Here is a 16,140-nt window from a genome sequence, read left to right as displayed (position 1 = left end):
CCATGAGAATTTACGCCCTAGCCGTCTATGTTTTCCTGTACCTGCCCATCGGCATCATCGCGCTGTTCAGCTTTTCCGCCGGACGCTCGGCCAGCCAGATGCAGGGGTTTTCGACCCAGTGGTATGCGAAAGCGCTGTCGAACCCCTTCGTGATCGACGCGCTCAAGACCTCGGCCACGGTGGCGCTGATCTCGGCCATTCTGGCATCGGTCTTTGGCACGATGGCCGCGCTGGCCCTGTCGGGGATGAAGGGGCGGGTCCGCGTCCTGTTCGATGCGCTGATCTATATCGCGGTGATGATCCCCGGCATCGTCATCGGCATCGCCACGCTGATCGCGCTGGTCACGGTCTTTGACGCGGTAAACCCGTGGCTGGAGGCCGCGACCGGCTGGCGGCTGTCGATGGGCCATGGCAGCCTGATCGCGGCGCATGTGCTGTTCACCATGTCGCTGGTCATCATCATCGTGCGCGCCCGGATCGAGGGCATGGACCGCGCGCTGATCGAGGCCTCAAGCGATCTGGGTGCCGGGCCGTTTGCGACCTTCCGACAGGTGACGCTGCCGATGCTGGCCCCGGCGATCATGGCGGGGTTTCTGCTGAGTTTCACCTTCAGCTTTGACGACTTCATCATCGCCTTCTTTGTCGCTGGCTCGGAAACGACGCTGCCCATCTACATTTTTTCGTCGATCCGGCGGGGGGTGACGCCTGAAATCAATGCCATCGGTACGATGGTGATGGGGGCATCGCTCATGCTGCTGGTCATCGCGCAACTGACGCTCCGGCGAGGCAAAGCCCCCGGACATTAGGAGAATACCATGACAGGCTGTCTTGAGGGGCGGATCGCCCTTGTCACGGGCGCAGGCTCGGGGATCGGGCGCGCCGGTGCGCTGGCCATGGCGGCCGAGGGGGCGACGGTCATCGTCACCGACCTGCGTGCCGATCTGGCCAAGGCCACCGCCGCCGCCATCACCGACGCGGGTGGTCAGGCCGAGGGGTTGGCATTGGACGCCCGCGACGATGCGGCGATTGCCGCGTTGGTGGCGGGGGTGCTGGCGCGGCACGGGCGCATCGACGTCCTGCATTCCCATGCCGGCATCCAGATCGCCGGTCGGCTTGAGGATATCACGCCTGCGCAGATGGACCTGTCTTGGCAGTTGAACGTGCGGGCGCATTTCGTGCTGGCGCGCGAGGTGGTCGGGCCGATGCGGGCGCAGGGTGGCGGCTCGGTCATCGTCACGGCCTCGAATTCCGGCTGTCAGTATGATCGCGGGATGATCTCCTATGCCACGACGAAACATGCGGCGGTGGCGATGGTGCGGCAGATGGCGGCGGATTACGCCCGCGACAGGATCCGCTTCAACGCGCTTTGCCCCGGTTTCGTCGACACCCCCTTCAATGCGGGCTTCGAGAACCAGATGGGCGGGCGCAGCGCGCTGGAATCCTATGTCGCCGACACCATCCCGATGGGCCGCTGGGCCAGCCCCGAGGAAATCGCCGATGGCATCGTCTATCTGGCCTCGGACCGGTCCAGTTTTGTCACCGGGCTGGCGCTGGTGATCGACGGGGGCGAGATCCTTTAACTTTCGCGGAAGGCACCATAGGCCGCCAGCGCGCGGGCACGCCCGGCCTCTAGTCCGCTGCTTTCGCGCCAGTCGGGCGGCAGGTTCCAGCCGCGCGGCGTGGCCCGCAGATAGGCCTGCGCGCCGTCGCCCTTCAGCCAGTGCTGGCGATAGGTCCCCTGCGGATCATATTGCGCGGCCTGCTTCTCGGGGTTGAAGATGCGAAAGAACGGCGCGGCATCCGGCCCGCAGCCCGCCACCCATTGCCAGTTCATCGCATTCGAGGCCGGGTCCCAATCGGTCAGGCAATCCTCGAAATGCGCCAGCCCCAACCGCCAGTCCGTCAGCAGGTGCTTGGTCAGATAGCTGGCCACCACCATGCGGACGCGGTTATGCATGCGCCCGGTCACCCACATCTCTCGCAGGCCGGCATCGACCAGCGCCATCCCGGTTTCCGCCCTTTGCCAGCGGGTCAGGTCCGGCCCCGCGCTGCGCCACGGAAAGCTGTCCCATTCCGGCCGCCATGCGCGTTCGGCCATCTGCGGAAAGGCGATCAGCAGATGCCATGCGAATTCGCGCCAGATCAGCTCGGACAGGAATTTCGCGATTCCGCCCGCATCACCCCGCAGCCGGTCCGAGGCCATGGCCCAGACGGTGCGCGGGCTGATCTCGCCAAGCGCCAGATGCTCGGACAGGCCCGAGCAGGCGTCCATATCCGGCCGGTCGCGCTGCGTGGCATAATCGGCGGCGTGGTCAAGGAAATCCTCCAGCCGGGCCAGCGCCGCCGCTTCGCCCGCGGGCAGGGCATGTTCCGCCAGCACGGCCGCACCCCGCGCCATATCCGGTGCCAGTTCCAGCCGGTCAAGCGGGATGCCGGGCATGACCCGCAGGCTGATCCGCGCGCCCACCGCCGCCACAGGCAGGTCCGGTCCCAAGGCGCGCAGCGCGCGGGCAAAGGGGGTGTAGACGCGATAGGCCCCGCCCGCGCCGGTGCGAACCCTGGCAGGATGGGCCAGCAGGTGCCCCGGATGCAGCACCAGCGTCGCGGCCAAGGGTTTCAGCGCCGCGCGCACCCGGTCCTGCACCAGCCGCATCTGCGGGGCGGGCCAGTCGGATTGGTGGACCTCGACCGCGCCGGTCTGGCGGATCAGTTCGGGCAACACGTGGTCGGCTTCGCCCTCGAGCAGGGTCAGGCCATGCCCGCTGCGGCGGCGCAGCTCGGCGTCAAAGGCAATCAGCGCCTGTTGCAAACGCCAGCGGCTGGCCGCGCCCTGCGCCCGTGTCTGCCCGTCAAGGACAAAGACCGGCAGCAGCGGCCCCTGCCGCAGCGCCGCCAGCATCGCGGGATTGTCCTGAAAGCGGAAATCGCGGCTGATCCACAGGATGCCGGGCCCTCCCTCTGGTTGCCCTGAAGCCGTCATCTGGGTTCCCCCTGTCGCCGCCTGACCGTGCTACGTCCCTTGCCGCATCGCCCCCACCCAAGGCAACCGCCTGCCGCGAAGTGGCGCAGCAGTCCGTGATTCTGGCGCAACGGTCCAAGACGGATGCCCGGACAGGGCCAAGACTGCTTGCCAAGGCATCGTCCCACCCCCAGACAAAGAGCATCCATGACCAAGCACGATCGAGAGGGCCAATCCGCCATGAGCCGCAGAACCTTCCTGAACACCACCGGAGGCCTTGCCGCCGCCTCGCTGATCGGCCTGCGTGCGGGCAAGGTGCTGGCCGGGGCACAGGCCAGCGATCCGATGGCGCTGGGGGTGGTCGATCTGGTCAAGGCGATCCGGGGCAAGGAAGTTTCCTGCCGCGAGGTGATGCAGGCCTGTCTTGACCGCATCGATGCCGAAAACCCGACCTATAACGCCATCGTCTCGCGCCAGGACCCGGAACAGTTGCTGGAACAGGCCGACCGTGCCGATGCCGCGATTGCCGCCGGGCAGGCGACGGGCGCGCTGCATGGCATTCCGCAGGCCCCCAAGGACCTGACCGCCGTGGCCGGGATCGCCACCACGCAGGGCTCGCCGATCTTCAAGGATTTCGTGCCCAAATCCGACAGCATCATGGCCGAGCGCATGCGCCGCGAAGGCGCGATCTTTGTCGGTCGCAGCAATACGCCGGAATTCGGGCTGGGCTCGCACAGCTACAACACCGTCTTTGGCACGACGCGCAATGCCTGGGACCCGGCGCTGTCGGCGGGCGGCTCCAGCGGCGGGGCGGCGGTGGCGCTGGCCCGGCACATGCTGCCGGTGGCCGATGGCAGCGACATGATGGGATCGCTGCGCAACCCTGCGGGCTGGAACAATGTCGTGGGCTTCCGGCCGACACAGGGGCTGGTGCCCTATGGTCCGGCGGCCGAGGTCTTTGTCCAGCAACTGGGCATCGAGGGGCCGATGGGCCGCACCGTCGCCGATACGGCCTGGCTGCTCTCGGTGCAGGCGGGCCATGACCCGCGCGCGCCGCTGTCGCGCGAGGTGGACCCTCTGCAGTTCCGCCAAGACCTGTCGCGCGATTTCAAGGGCGCGCGGATCGGCTATCTGGGCGATCTGAACGGCTACCTGCCGACCGAGCCGGGGGTCATGGACCTGTGCGCCAGCGCGCTTGGCCATTTCACGGATCTGGGCTGTCACGTCGAAGAGGCCCGGCTGGATTTCGACATGGATGTCGCCTGGCATACCTGGCTGACGCTGCGCGGCTTTTCGATCGCCGGGGTCGCGGGCAAGCTATATCAGGACGACAAGACCCGCGCCCTGCTGAAGCCCGAGGCCGTCTGGGAGATCGAGAATGGCCTGAAGCTGTCCGGGGCGCAGGTCTTTGCCGCCAGCGCCAACCGCTCGGCGCTGTATCAGGCGATGCTGGCGCTGTTTGCGCGCTACGACGTGCTGATCCTGCCGACGGCGCAGATCTTCCCCTTCGACGCCGAACAGCCCTGGCCCAAAGAGATCGCCGGCCGTCAGATGGATACCTATCACCGCTGGATGGAGGTCGTCATTCCGGCCACGCTGGCCGGCCTGCCGGTCGCCGCGGTCCCGGCAGGCTTCGGCCCCAAAGGCGCCAGCCAGCCGATGGGCCTGCAGATCATCGGCCCCGCCCGCGCCGACCTGCAGGTGCTGCAACTGGCCCATGCCTATGAAAAGGCTTCCGGATTCCCGCAGCATACTGCGCTGCAAGCCTGACGGCGTGGCCGTTCAGGACCTGACGGAGTGAAGCATCGTCGCATCGCCAAGGGTTCGCTCCTTCGCGATGCGACAATGCCCGTTCGATGGAAGCGGCGGGCCACCGCTGTCGGGAGGCTTCGTTCCGATGAGGCCCAGCCCGCGCTGCCGCCGCGCAGCCTCGATAAGCCCTTGGTCGTATTGGGCGAGATCAGCCGTCGGATCATTCTTGTTCGCGACCCTCTGCAGAGGCTTCTTTCTGCCTACAGCAATCGTGTCGTACATCACCACGAGCGTTCCCCGGGAAAGGCGCAAAAGCAGCTGACCGAGCATGACCTTGCCCCGAATCCGAGCCTGCAGGAGTTCATCGCCAAACTGCCGCAATACGCCCGCGCGGTTGAGACGATCAATCATCACATGCGTTCCCTCGTCGACTACGCGGGTGGGGGTGCAGGATATTATTCCCGCATCTACAGGATGCTCGCGATCGGCGATATGGTCAGCGATATCTCGGCAGTCGTTGGACGACTGTTGACGTTGGCGCGCCTGCAGACCGGTGGCCCCAAGATCGGTATCGATGCATTGGGCAGTCAGGACATCAACACGCTTCTGGACTTCGATGCCGAGGACTATCGCGTCTTTGGGGGTTATTTCTCAGTGCCGGGGCGTCAAGCTGTCAGCGCCTGAATGACAGCGTCAGGCTGGATCACAGACTGACCGTGACGACGAATGTCGCACCTTCCTATGCTCGGTCGAGACGCCATGGAAGTATCCTCCACAAATCTATCCAAGCGTTTTGGCCCCCTACAACGGCAGGCCCGCATCGGGCTTGGGCTGGTCCATGACGATCTGGCTTTGCACCCGCGCCACTGCGGGATGCGGCAGCAGGCGGTGGTGGATCAGCCGGTTCAATGCGGGCAGGTCGGCGCACCAGACGCGCAGCAGGTAATCGGCCTCTCCGGTCAGGGTCCAGCAGCTGACCACCTCGGGCAGGGTGGCGACCAGCCGCGCGAAACCCAGCGCATTGTCGGCATTATGCGCCGCCATCTGCACCTGCACAAAGGCCTGCACCGTCAGCCCCAGCTTGCCCGCATCCAGCCGCGCCGAATAACCTAGAATGACCCCCTCGGCCTCCAGCCGGGCACGCCGCCTTGCGGCTTGCGAGGGCGACAGGTTCAGCACCTCGGCCAGTTCCTGCGCGGTGATATCGGCCCGGCGCTGGACCGCGGCCAGCAGGCGGGAATCGGTCGGATCGATCATGCGTGAAATCCGCGTCAGATATGCCTTATGCGTCATCCTGACGCATACCAACCCTTAAATGAACCGAATTTTGCGCGCTTTGCGCCCGGATGCGGTGCGATCATCGTCATACAGGCCGTTGACGGAGGATCACATGGGCCCCTTTCCACATGACGCCCCGCGCGCCACGATTTCCGAACGCAATCCCGCCGGAACCGACGGGTTCGAGTTCGTCGAATTTGCCCATCCGCAGCCCGAGGAGCTGCGCGCGCTGTTCGCCCGGATGGGTTATGTCCTGACCGCCCGCCACAAATCCAAAGCGATCGAATTGTGGCAGCAGGGCGACATCACCTATGTGCTGAACGACGAACCCGGCAGCCATGCCCGCGATTTCGCCGATCAGCACGGCCCCTGCGCCCCCTCGATGGCGTGGCGCGTGGCGGATGCCCGCCATGCCTTCGACCATGCGGTCCGGAATGGCGCCGAGGCCTATGACGGTCCCGGCAAGACGCTGGATTGGCCGGCGATTGTCGGCATTGGCGGATCGCTGATCTATTTCACCGACCGTTATGGCGGGGACGCCAATCCCTATGCCGACGCGTTCGACTTCATCGCCCCGCCCAAGCCCGCGGGGGTCGGTTTCCACTATCTCGACCACCTGACCCATAACGTCCACAAGGGCAATATGGACAAGTGGTTCAACTTCTACGGCAAGCTTTTCGGTTTTCGCCAGATCCGCTTCTTTGACATCGAAGGCAAGTTCACCGGGCTTTTCAGCCGCGCTTTGACCAGCCCCTGCGGCCGCATCCGCATCCCGATCAACGAGGATCGCGGCGAGACCGGCCAGATCGTCGAATACCTGAAGCGCTACAAGGGCGAGGGCATCCAGCATATCGCCGTCGGCACCGATGACATCTATACCGCGACCGACGCCATCGCCGCGCGCGGGCTGAAATTCATGCCCAAGCCCCCGCTGGCCTATTACGAGCAATCTCGAAACCGGGTGAAGGATCACGCGGAACCTGTTGATCGTATGTCGGAACACGGCATCCTGATCGACGGCGAAGGCGTGGTCGATGGCGGCGAGACGCGCATCTTGCTGCAAATCTTCTCAAAAACCGAGATCGGCCCGATCTTCTTTGAATTCATCCAGCGCAAGGGCGATGACGGCTTCGGAGAGGGCAATTTCCGCGCCCTGTTCGAAAGCATCGAGCAAGACCAGATTGAACGTGGCGTTCTCAAGGCGTCATAGGCTTGAATCCGACAAAGAGGCTAAAACTTCGCCGTTGGAATGGCTAGTTCGGGGATCAATGATGCCGGGCCTGAGCGCCCGGCATCCTGCATCGCCGCCAAGGCACCCAGACTGCAAAGGAAGCCCATGTCCGCCTATTTCATCATCAGCTACGACATCGTCGATTTCGACATGTTCCAGAACTACCCCCCGCGCGTCTGGGACCTGTTGCAGGAACATGGCGGCGAGCTTCTGGTCTCGGACACCGATGCGATGCAGATCGAGGGTGAGCGCAATATGATGCATGCCGTCATCCGCTTCCCGTCGCAGGAACAGGCACTGGCGTGCTTCAACAGCGATGCCTATCAGAACGAGATCAAGCAGTTCCGCCACGGCTCGACGACCAATAGCCAGGTCGTGCTGGCCCGCGGCTTCGACCCGCTGACGGCCTGATTTTGCCGCGACCCGACCCGCCAGCTAGGGCCGGGCATAGGGATCGGGCAGGGCAGGCAGCAGCCTGCCGCTGCATTCGCCGAAACCGATCAGATAACCATCGCCCTGCGCCGCGCCGCGCAGGGTGACACAATCGCCATCCTCCAGAAAACACCGGGTGCCGCCCTTGATCGGCAAGGGATCACGCCCGCCCCAGCTTAGCTCCAGCAGGCTGCCACGGCTGTCACGCAGCGGTCCGGAAATCGTGCCCGAGCCCAGCAGGTCGCCGCTATTCATCGGGCAGCCGGAACTGGCGTGATGCGCCAGTTGCTGGGCGGCGGAATAGTAAAGCTGGGACGAATTGGTGCTGCAGATCACCGTCTCGGGTCCGGCTTCCGGGGTCAGCGCGACCTCCAGCGCGATGTCGTATTTCATCGGTCCCGGCTCGGCCAGATAGGGCAGCAGCGGCTGGTCCGGCGGCGGTCCTGGCACCCGGAACGGCTGCAGCGCCGCGCGCGTCACGATCCAGGGGCTGATCGTCGTCGCCGTCGCCTTGGCCTGAAACGGTCCCAAAGGCTGGTATTCCCAGGCCTGAATATCCCGCGCCGACCAATCGTTCAGCAGCACATAGCCAAAGATCATCGCATCCGCCTCGGCCACGGTCACCGGCCTGTCCGAGGGCGTGCCGACCACCGCCGCCAGTTCCAGCTCGAAATCGAAGCGCGCCGAGGGGGCAAAGCGCGGCGCATCCTCACCCGCAGGCTTCACCTGCCCCCAAGGCCGGCGCACCTCCTCGCCGGAAACCACGACCGAGGACGCTCGCCCGTTATAGCCGATCGGCATATGCAGCCAGTTCGGAGGCAAGGCATGTTCGGCCCCGCGAAACATGGTCCCGACATTCTGCGCGTGATGCCGACCGGCATAGAAATCGGTGTATTCTGCGACGCGGAACGGCAGATGCAGCCGCGCCCCCGCCTGTGGCACCAGATGCGGCGCGATCATGGGCTGCTCAACCGCGCCCTCGGCCAGCAATTCCAGCAGCCGCGCCCGCAATCCCGCCCAAACATCCGGTCCCGCCGCCATGACCGCGTTCCAGCTTGGCGCGTCAAACAACGGCCCCGCCAACCCCAGCAGCCCCTCAACCGCCGCCATATCAAGGATCATGTCCCCGATCGCCACCCCGCAACGCGGCGCGACGTCGCCCACCGAAAACACCCCGCAAGGCAGGTTGTTCAGCGGAAAGGGACAGCCCGACGCATTCGCCGAACGCAGCCACGACCGGATCAGGACCATCCTTGCCTCATTCTCCGTTTTGAAAATACCCCGCGGGGGTCCGGGGGCGCGAAGCCCCCGGCGGCATCACTTCATTCCGGGCGTGCCGTCGAATTTCTTCTCAAGGCTGGCCCAGCAATCGATGTAATCCTCCTGCAAATGCCCCGACTGCGCCGCAAAGGGCGTCAGGTGCTGCGGGAAGCGGGTCTCGAACATGAAGGACATGGTCTCGTCCAGCTTCTCGGGCTTCAACTCCACCGTCGAGGCCCGCTCGAACGCATTGCGGTCCGGGCCATGCGGCAGCATGCAGTTGTGCAGGCTCATGCCGCCGGGGGCAAAGCCCTTGGGCTTGGCGTCATAGGTGCCAAAGATATTGCCCATCAGCTCGGACATGACATTCTTGTGGTACCATGGCGGGCGGAAGGTATTCTCGGCCACCAGCCAGCGTTCGCGAAACAGCACGAAATCGATATTCGCCGTGCCTTCGATGCCGGAAGGCGCGGTCAGCACGGTAAAGATCGACGGGTCGGGATGGTCGAACAGCACCGCGCCGACCGGGCAATAGGTGCGCAGATCGTATTTCACCGGCGCGTAATTGCCGTGCCACGCGACCACATCCAGCGGCGAATGCCCGATTTCGGTGCGGTGAAACTGGCCGCACCATTTGACGGTGACGGTCGAGGGCACCTCGCGGTCCTCAAAGGCCGCCACCGGCACCTTGAAATCGCGCCGGTTCGCCATGCAATTCGCCCCGATCGGGCCGCGACCCGGAAGCGCGAATTTCTGGCCGTAATTCTCGCAGACGAAACCGCGCGCCGGACCCTCCAGCACCTCGACCCGGTAGACCAGCCCGCGCGGGATCAGGGCGATTTCATGCGGCTCAAGGTCGATGACGCCCAGTTCGGTGCAAAAGCGCAGACGGCCTTCCTGCGGCACGATCAGCAATTCGCCGTCGGCAGAGTAGAAATATTCGTCCCGCATCGAGCGCGTGACCAGATAGATATGGCTGGCCATGCCGGTCTGGATGTTCACATCACCCGCCGTGGTCATGGTCCGCATGCCGCTGATCCAGTCGAGGGCCTCATCCGGCACCGCGATGGGGTCCCAGCGATACTGTCCAAGGCTGACGATATCCGGGTCGATGCAGGGCGCGGATTTCCAATAGGACATCTCGACGCGCTGGAAGCGGTGCGTATGACGGACGCTGGGACGGATGCGATAGCACCATGTTCGTTCGTTCTGATGGCCGGGCGCGGTAAAGGCGGTGCCCGACAATTGCTCGCCATACAGCCCGTAATTGCAGCGCTGGGGCGAGTTCATCCCTTGCGGCAGTGCGCCCGGCAGGGCCTCGGATTCAAAGTCATTGCCGAAGCCGGGCATATAGCCCGCATGCGGCCCGTCAAGCGAGGGCGCGCGGATCAGGCCTTGCGGCAGATCGATTTGGGTCATCGGGAACTCCTCCGATTCCGATATCTCCATGATTGTTGCATTTGCAACGAAGTCAAGATTGAATGGCTGCGACGATCCAACGGGTGGCCGATGACCGCGTTCCAGCTTGACGAATTCCTGCCCTATCGGCTGGCGGTCGCTGCCGCGCGGGTCAGCCGGGCCTTTGAGCGGCGCTACCGGGCCGAGGCCGGGATCTCGGTCCCGGAATGGCGGGTGCTGGCACATCTGTCGCAGCAGGACGAGGTATCCGTGCGCGAGATCGAGGCCCGCGCCGATATGGAGAAATCCAAGGTCAGCCGCGCCGCCGCCCGGTTGGAAAGCCAAGGGTTGATCCGCAAGCAGGTCAATCCCGGCGACCGGCGGCTGGTCATGTTGTCGCTGACGCCCGAGGGCCGCGCGGTAATGGCGCGGCTGGCCCCGCTGGCGCGGGAGTTCCAGTCCGAATTGCAGGCCCTGCTGGGCGCGGACCTGCAACGGTTCGAAGCCGGGCTTGCGGCGATCGCGCGAGCCAAGCTTTAAGCCGGGGCGTCGATGGGCCAGCTTTCCAGCGCGGCGACAAAGGCGGTCAGCCAGCCATTGGTCTGATGGCCGTCCAGCACCCGGTGGTCGATGGTCAGCGTCACATAGGCCATCGGGCGGATCTGGATGGTGTCGATGCCGCCAACCTCGCGCACGACGACGCGCTTTTCCAGCTTGCCCACGCCAAGGATCGCCGATTGCGGCTGGTTGATGATCACCGGTGCCGCCAGAAGTGAGCCCGAAACCCCGTGGTTCGAGATGGTGAACGTGCCGCCGCGCATGTCCTGAGGCGTGATCTGGCCCGCCCGCGCGCGGGTGGTCAGGTCCTGCAGGCGCGTGGCGACGCCGCGCAGCGACAGGTCCTGCACGCTACGGATGACGGGGACGACCAGCCCCTTGTCGCCAAGCGCGGTGCCGATGCCGATATTGATGTCGGAAAAGACCTCCAGCCGGTCCTCATGCCAGCGGCTGTTGACCTGCGGCACCGCCTGCATCGCCCGAGCTGCCGCCATGACCAGATAGGCGGTGTAGGACAAAGCGATGCCCTCGGCTTTGAGGTCGGGATTGTGGCGGGCGCGATGGGCGGCAATGGCGCTGAAATCGGCCTCGAACACGGCGGTGACCTGCGGGGCCTCTTGTACGGATTTCAGCATGTTGCGGGCGATGGCCAGACGCATCGGGTCGTGCGGGATGGATTTGCCGGTGATGCCTGCGGCGGCGGCGGCTTTCGGTTTGTCGGCCCATGCGGCGATGGCGCGGTCGACATCGGCGCGGGTCAGTCGCCCGTCGCGACCGGTGCCACGGATGCTGGCGGGATCAAGGCCGCTTTCGGCCAGCGCCTTGCGCACGGCCGGGGAATGCCAATCCGACATGTCCCGCGGCTGAGGTTGCGGCGGGGACGGGGGCGCCGCGCCCAGCGGGGCATCGAGCCCCGCCGGCGCGGTGGCGACCGGCTCGACCCGTCCGAGCACCATGCCCGGTCGCGCCTGCCCGCCGGGCTGCACCAGAATCTCGACCAGCCGCCCCGCAATCGGCGAGGGCACCTCGACCGAGACCTTGTCGGTTTCAAGTTCGACCAGCGGATCGTTCAGCGCGACCACGTCGCCCACCGCACATAGCCAGCTTGAGACCACGGCCTCGGTCCCTTCCTGTTCCAGCGGCACCAGAATATCGGTCATCTCAGAACCCCAGCAGATCGGTCAGGCGCGCGCGGATCGCGGCGACAGAGGGCACGGCGTGGTCCAGCAGCACCGGATTATGCGGGCTGGGAATGTCAGGCATGGTCAGCCGCTCGACCGGGGCATCCAGCGCGGTGAAGGCCTCCTTGGCGACGACAGCGGCGATCTCGGCCCCGAAGCCGGCGGTCTGCAGGTCCTCATGCACGATCAGGCAGCGATGGGTGCGGTTGACCGAAGCCAGCACCGTCTCGTGGTCCCACGGCATCAGCGTGCGCAGGTCGATCACATCGACCGACAGGCCTGCGGCAGCCGCCTCGCAGCGCTCGACCATGCCGCCCCAGGTGACGATGGTGGCGTCCGTGCCTTTGGCCACCAGCCGGGCCTTGCCGAAGGGCAGGGCAAAATCGTCGCCCGGCCACGGCCTGCGCGCCCATGCATGGTCCAGCATCGCGCGGTGTTCCAGAAAGATCACCGGGTCATTGCCGCGAAGCGCCGTGCGCAGCAGGCCCACCGCATCCTCGGCGTTCGAGGGTGAGGCGACCATCCAGCCGGGGCTATGGATGAAGGCGACCTCATTGGTCTGGCTGTGCCAAGGATCGCCGCATTTGAAGAAGCCCACGGGCATCCGCACCACCATCGGCGCGGCAAAGCGGTTGTTCGTTCGCCAGCGCATCGAGCCGCAATCGTTCAGCTGCTCGGTCGCGGGCTCGGCATATTTGCGGAACTGGATTTCCGGGACCGGCAGCAGCCCGGCCAGCGCCATGCCGGTGGCGCGGCCGATGATGCCTTCCTCGGAGAGCGAGGTGTCAAAGACCCGGTCGGACCCGTATTTTTCCTGCAGGCCCAGGGTCACGGCATGGACGCCACCCTTGGCGCCGATATCCTCGCCAAAGATCGCCATGCGCGGGTTCAGGGACAGTTCCTGGTCCAGCACACGGCGGATCGCGGTGACCATGTTGATGCGCTGGCCCTCGGGGGCGGGGCGGTCGATCACTTCCGCAGTCGGCCTGTCCCGGAGGCCGCCGACCTGCTGCATCTCGTCCTCGAAAAAGACATGGCGCAGGACGGTGTCCGGATCGGGAAGCGGACGGGCCTCGGCGGCGGTCAACGCGGCCTCGGCGCGGGCTTGGGCGGCGCTGATTTCGGCCTGCCAGTCACCCTCGCTGATCCGGGCGGGGACCAGATAGGATTTCAGCTTGGCCCAAGGGTCGCGCGCCCATTCCGCCTGCACCTGATCGGGGGTCTTGTAGGCCTGGGTGTCCTGAAAGCTGTGCCCTTGCAGGCGCGGCACGGTCAGGCGCAGCAGCACGGGGGCGCGGGTATGGCGAACATGGGCCACGGCGTCTTCGATCAGGGCGGCGGCCTCGGCGGGTTCGGTGCCGTCGCCCGCGATGATCCGCAAGCCCTGCCACGCGGTCAGATTGGCGGCGATATCGCCGCCCGGCGTCTGGAAGCTGGACGGGACCGAGATGCCAAAGCCGTTATCCTCGATATAGAACAGCATCGGCAATTTCTGCGTCGTGGCCACGGTCAGCGCCGACCAGAAGCCGTTGGACGCAACCGAGGCATCGCCCCCCAGCACCACCGCGACCGAGCGGGCGTGTTCGTCGGACCCCAGCACGCGGGCGTGGTAATCCAGCCCCTGCGCCCAGCCCGCCGTGGGGGTATATTGCGCACCGACGCCGCCGCACATCGGCAGGGCGACGGTGCCGCCGGGATTGGGATGGTTGAAGACGACGCCGATGTCGCGCCCGTCCGAATAGCCGCCCGCCCGGCCCATCGCCGATCCCAGCGCATCCTCGGGGTCGACCCCCAAGGCCAGCAGCAGCGGACGCGAGCGGTAATAGCCGCAGACCGCGTCATGCGGCCCGTCCAGTTGCAGCCCCAGCAGGATCTGCGCCATGTCATGGCCGCGGGCCGAGAACTGGTACATGACCTTCTTTTCCGGGACCAGACGGGTCTCCTCCATCTCGTCCAGCGCGCGGCTTAGCGCCATGTGACGCAGGACGCGGGTCCAGTCCACGCTGGGCGAAGGCGCGTGGCGCAAGGCGGTGACGGTGGCGCGTGACGGCATGAATTCCTCCCATTTCCGGGATCGATTCTGAGCCTTCTTCGGCGAATTTTCCTTTCAATCATGTCGGAATTCTCGCGTATTGTGAAACGAGCGTTTCACATTTCCAGACATGGCGACGAAAATGACCCAGATCGATTCCATCGACCGCAAGATCATCGCGGAATTGCAGCAGGATGGCGGGCTGTCCAGTCAGGAACTGGCCGATCGGGTCGGATCATCCGCGGCCTCCTGCTGGCGCAGGGTCAAGGCGCTGGAGCAGGCGGGCATTCTGAAACAGACGGTGCGGCTGGTCGATCCGGCGCGCTTGGGCCGGGGGCTGGACGTGTTCTGCCAGATCCGGCTGAAGTCGCAAAGCCGCACCCAGCGCGCCGCATTCGAGGCCTTCATCGAGGCGCAGGAAAACGTGGTCGAATGCTATTCGATCAGTGGCGACTGGGATTATCTGCTGCATGTCGTGGCCGAGGACGTGGCCGATTACGAACGTGTGCTGATGCATGGCATCCTTGACCATGAGGTCATCGCCAGCTCGTCCTCGATCTTTGTGCTGCGGCGGGTGAAGCACCAGACCGCGATTCCGGTTTAGACGCGGCGGCAGGACCGCCGCGCCAAAGGGTCAATGCGCGATCATCACGTGGCGCACGACCGAGTAATCCTCCAGCGCATAGACCGACATGTCCTTGCCATAGCCGGAATGCTTCATCCCGCCATGCGGCATTTCATTGGTCAGCATGAAATGCGTGTTCACCCAAGTGCAGCCATATTGCAGCCGCGACGACAGATCGAGGCCACGGCCCACATCCCGCGTCCAGACCGAGGACGCCAGCCCGTAGTTGGAATCATTGGCCCATTTCACCGCCGTCTCGACCTCATCGAAACGGGTAACGGAAACGACCGGGCCAAAGACCTCGCGCTGGACGATCTCGTCCTTCTGCTGGGCACCGGCGATGACGGTGGGCTTGTAGAAGAAGCCGGGGCCGTCATGGATCTCGCCGCCGGTGGTGACCTCGATATGGTTCGATTCCCGTGCCCGCGACACGAAGCTGGCGACGCGGTCGCGCTGGCGGGGGGAAATCAGCGGCCCCATCTCATTCAGGCTGTCATCGGTATTGGCAAAGCCGATCGAGGACACGGCGTCGGTCAGATCGGCGACGAACCGGTCATAGATCGCGCTATGGGCATAGATGCGGCAGGCGGCGGTGCAATCCTGACCGGCATTGTAATAGCCAAAGGCGCGCAGGCCGGTAACGACCGCCGACAGGTCGGCATCGTCCAGCACGATCACCGGGGCCTTGCCGCCCAGCTCCAGATGGGTGCGCTTGATGGTCTTGGTCGCGGCCTCCATGATCTTGCGACCGGTGGCGATGTCGCCGGTGATCGAGATCATGGCGATGGCCGGATGGTCGATCAGTGCCGCACCCACGGTATCGCCACGGCCAAGGATGATGTTGACGACGCCCTCGGGCAGGACCTCGGCAAAGATCTCGGCCATTTTCAGGGCGGTCAGCGGGGTCTGCTCGGACGGCTTGAAGACGACCGTGTTGCCCGCTGCAATCGCCGGGGCGATTTTCCATGCCATCATCATCAGCGGATAGTTCCACGGCGCGATGGATGCCACGACCCCCACCGGATCGCGGCGGATCATCGAGGTATGGCCGGGCAGATATTCCCCCGCCACCGGCCCCGACATATTACGCACCGCACCGGCAAAGAAGCGGTAGCAGTCGATGATCGCGGGCAGTTCGTCATTCAGCGCAAGGTGGCCGGGCTTGCCGCAGTTCAGCGCCTCAAGCGAGGCAAACTCGGCGGCCTTGGCCTCGATCCGGTCGGCGATTTTCAGCAGGTAGCCGGATCGCTGCGCCGGGGTGGTGCGCGACCAAGTGGTGAAAGCCTTGCTGGCAGCGGCGACGGCGGATTCCACCTGCGCAATCGAGGCCTCGGGCAGGGTCAGGATTACCTCGCCGGTACGGGGGTTCAGGACCTGTTCTTCGGTTTCCGTGCCCGCGACCAGCGAGCCTCCGATCAGCATCTGGGTTTGCAT

15 protein-coding genes are annotated in these 16,140 nt (G+C 65.3%); 8 read left to right on the top strand and 7 right to left on the bottom strand.

Features of this window, described 5'->3' with window-relative positions; all coding sequences use genetic code 11:
- Window positions 1–2: 2 nt before the first annotated feature.
- A complete protein-coding gene (locus tag IB235_RS10045) occupies window positions 3–806 on the top strand; it encodes an ABC transporter permease (RefSeq protein ID WP_192336591.1) in 804 nt (267 codons plus the stop codon).
- Between the two features lie 9 nt (window positions 807–815).
- Entirely contained in the window at window positions 816–1,580 is a 765-nt protein-coding gene (locus IB235_RS10040; RefSeq protein WP_192336590.1) for an SDR family NAD(P)-dependent oxidoreductase, read from the top strand.
- Here IB235_RS10040 and IB235_RS10035 read toward each other — a convergent pair.
- Window positions 1,577–2,980, bottom strand: coding sequence for a deoxyribodipyrimidine photo-lyase (locus IB235_RS10035; RefSeq protein ID WP_192336589.1), 1,404 nt, complete (start codon window positions 2,978–2,980; stop codon window positions 1,577–1,579). The genes IB235_RS10040 and IB235_RS10035 overlap by 4 nt on opposite strands.
- A gap of 186 nt (window positions 2,981–3,166) precedes the next feature.
- On the opposite strand from IB235_RS10035, the gene IB235_RS10030 reads away from it, so the two are divergent.
- Window positions 3,167–4,729, top strand: a complete 1,563-nt coding sequence (locus IB235_RS10030) for an amidase (protein WP_225612159.1) — start codon at window positions 3,167–3,169, stop codon at window positions 4,727–4,729.
- A gap of 27 nt (window positions 4,730–4,756) precedes the next feature.
- Window positions 4,757–5,395, top strand: coding sequence for a sulfotransferase family 2 domain-containing protein (locus IB235_RS10025; RefSeq protein WP_192336588.1), 639 nt, complete (start codon window positions 4,757–4,759; stop codon window positions 5,393–5,395).
- A gap of 117 nt (window positions 5,396–5,512) precedes the next feature.
- On the opposite strand, the gene IB235_RS10020 is transcribed toward IB235_RS10025, so the two are convergent.
- Window positions 5,513–5,968: an Lrp/AsnC family transcriptional regulator gene (locus IB235_RS10020; protein ID WP_155039334.1), complete on the bottom strand. Its 456-nt coding sequence runs from the start codon at window positions 5,966–5,968 to the stop codon at window positions 5,513–5,515.
- 133 nt (window positions 5,969–6,101) lie between these two features.
- Between IB235_RS10020 and hppD the strand changes: the two genes are divergently transcribed.
- Window positions 6,102–7,199 (top strand): 4-hydroxyphenylpyruvate dioxygenase, encoded by a 1,098-nt coding sequence (gene hppD / locus IB235_RS10015; RefSeq protein ID WP_192336587.1) that lies wholly within the window; start codon window positions 6,102–6,104, stop codon window positions 7,197–7,199.
- A 126-nt stretch (window positions 7,200–7,325) separates the two neighbouring features.
- The gene (locus IB235_RS10010; RefSeq protein ID WP_192336586.1) at window positions 7,326–7,631 is read left to right on the top strand and encodes a DUF1330 domain-containing protein; all 306 of its coding nucleotides are present in this window, start codon (window positions 7,326–7,328) and stop codon (window positions 7,629–7,631) included.
- A 24-nt stretch (window positions 7,632–7,655) separates the two neighbouring features.
- On the opposite strand, the gene fahA is transcribed toward IB235_RS10010, so the two are convergent.
- Together fahA and hmgA are read right to left on the bottom strand one after the other, a co-directional pair.
- Window positions 7,656–8,903, bottom strand: coding sequence for a fumarylacetoacetase (gene fahA / locus IB235_RS10005; protein ID WP_192336585.1), 1,248 nt, complete (start codon window positions 8,901–8,903; stop codon window positions 7,656–7,658).
- A 66-nt stretch (window positions 8,904–8,969) separates the two neighbouring features.
- Window positions 8,970–10,331 carry a homogentisate 1,2-dioxygenase gene (gene hmgA, locus IB235_RS10000; RefSeq protein ID WP_192336584.1) on the bottom strand — a complete coding sequence of 454 codons (1,362 nt, stop codon included), beginning with the start codon at window positions 10,329–10,331 and terminating at the stop codon, window positions 8,970–8,972.
- A 90-nt stretch (window positions 10,332–10,421) separates the two neighbouring features.
- Here hmgA and IB235_RS09995 point away from each other — a divergent pair, with 90 nt between their 5' ends.
- On the top strand, window positions 10,422–10,850 hold the full coding sequence (locus tag IB235_RS09995) for a MarR family winged helix-turn-helix transcriptional regulator (protein ID WP_192336583.1): 429 nt from the start codon (window positions 10,422–10,424) through the stop codon (window positions 10,848–10,850).
- On the opposite strand, the gene IB235_RS09990 is transcribed toward IB235_RS09995, so the two are convergent.
- Both IB235_RS09990 and IB235_RS09985 read right to left on the bottom strand, forming a co-directional pair.
- Window positions 10,847–12,028 carry a dihydrolipoamide acetyltransferase family protein gene (locus tag IB235_RS09990; protein ID WP_192336582.1) on the bottom strand — a complete coding sequence of 394 codons (1,182 nt, stop codon included), beginning with the start codon at window positions 12,026–12,028 and terminating at the stop codon, window positions 10,847–10,849. The two genes, IB235_RS09995 and IB235_RS09990, sit on opposite strands and share 4 nt — an antisense overlap.
- A 1-nt stretch (window position 12,029) precedes the next feature.
- Window positions 12,030–14,102, bottom strand: a complete 2,073-nt coding sequence (locus IB235_RS09985) for a transketolase C-terminal domain-containing protein (RefSeq protein WP_225612158.1) — start codon at window positions 14,100–14,102, stop codon at window positions 12,030–12,032.
- Between the two features lie 121 nt (window positions 14,103–14,223).
- Between IB235_RS09985 and IB235_RS09980 the strand changes: the two genes are divergently transcribed.
- The gene (locus IB235_RS09980) at window positions 14,224–14,685 is read left to right on the top strand and encodes an Lrp/AsnC family transcriptional regulator (protein WP_155039327.1); all 462 of its coding nucleotides are present in this window, start codon (window positions 14,224–14,226) and stop codon (window positions 14,683–14,685) included.
- Window positions 14,686–14,715: 30 nt separating this feature from the next.
- Here IB235_RS09980 and IB235_RS09975 read toward each other — a convergent pair whose 3' ends face one another.
- The gene (locus IB235_RS09975) at window positions 14,716–16,140 is read right to left on the bottom strand and encodes a gamma-aminobutyraldehyde dehydrogenase (protein WP_192336581.1); all 1,425 of its coding nucleotides are present in this window, start codon (window positions 16,138–16,140) and stop codon (window positions 14,716–14,718) included.

The sequence above is a fragment of the Paracoccus sp. PAR01 genome (assembly GCF_014851995.1).
Lineage (GTDB): Bacteria > Pseudomonadota > Alphaproteobacteria > Rhodobacterales > Rhodobacteraceae > Paracoccus > Paracoccus litorisediminis.
The sequence above is the reverse complement of the archived record's forward strand: the minus strand, read 5'-3'. Positions and strand labels throughout refer to the sequence as shown.

Coding starts and splice junctions, on each gene's coding strand:
- IB235_RS10020 (WP_155039334.1), bottom strand. CDS start 5,968: ATGATCGATCCGACCGATTCCCGCCTGCTGGCCGCGGTCCAGCGCCGG.
- IB235_RS09995 (WP_192336583.1), top strand. CDS start 10,422: ATGACCGCGTTCCAGCTTGACGAATTCCTGCCCTATCGGCTGGCGGTC.
- IB235_RS10045 (WP_192336591.1), top strand. CDS start 3: ATGAGAATTTACGCCCTAGCCGTCTATGTTTTCCTGTACCTGCCCATC.
- IB235_RS09985 (WP_225612158.1), bottom strand. CDS start 14,102: ATGCCGTCACGCGCCACCGTCACCGCCTTGCGCCACGCGCCTTCGCCC.
- IB235_RS10040 (WP_192336590.1), top strand. CDS start 816: ATGACAGGCTGTCTTGAGGGGCGGATCGCCCTTGTCACGGGCGCAGGC.
- hmgA (WP_192336584.1), bottom strand. CDS start 10,331: ATGACCCAAATCGATCTGCCGCAAGGCCTGATCCGCGCGCCCTCGCTT.
- IB235_RS09975 (WP_192336581.1), bottom strand. CDS start 16,140: ATGCAAACCCAGATGCTGATCGGAGGCTCGCTGGTCGCGGGCACGGAA.
- fahA (WP_192336585.1), bottom strand. CDS start 8,903: ATGGTCCTGATCCGGTCGTGGCTGCGTTCGGCGAATGCGTCGGGCTGT.
- IB235_RS10010 (WP_192336586.1), top strand. CDS start 7,326: ATGTCCGCCTATTTCATCATCAGCTACGACATCGTCGATTTCGACATG.
- IB235_RS09990 (WP_192336582.1), bottom strand. CDS start 12,028: ATGACCGATATTCTGGTGCCGCTGGAACAGGAAGGGACCGAGGCCGTG.
- IB235_RS10035 (WP_192336589.1), bottom strand. CDS start 2,980: ATGACGGCTTCAGGGCAACCAGAGGGAGGGCCCGGCATCCTGTGGATC.
- hppD (WP_192336587.1), top strand. CDS start 6,102: ATGGGCCCCTTTCCACATGACGCCCCGCGCGCCACGATTTCCGAACGC.
- IB235_RS10030 (WP_225612159.1), top strand. CDS start 3,167: ATGACCAAGCACGATCGAGAGGGCCAATCCGCCATGAGCCGCAGAACC.
- IB235_RS09980 (WP_155039327.1), top strand. CDS start 14,224: ATGACCCAGATCGATTCCATCGACCGCAAGATCATCGCGGAATTGCAG.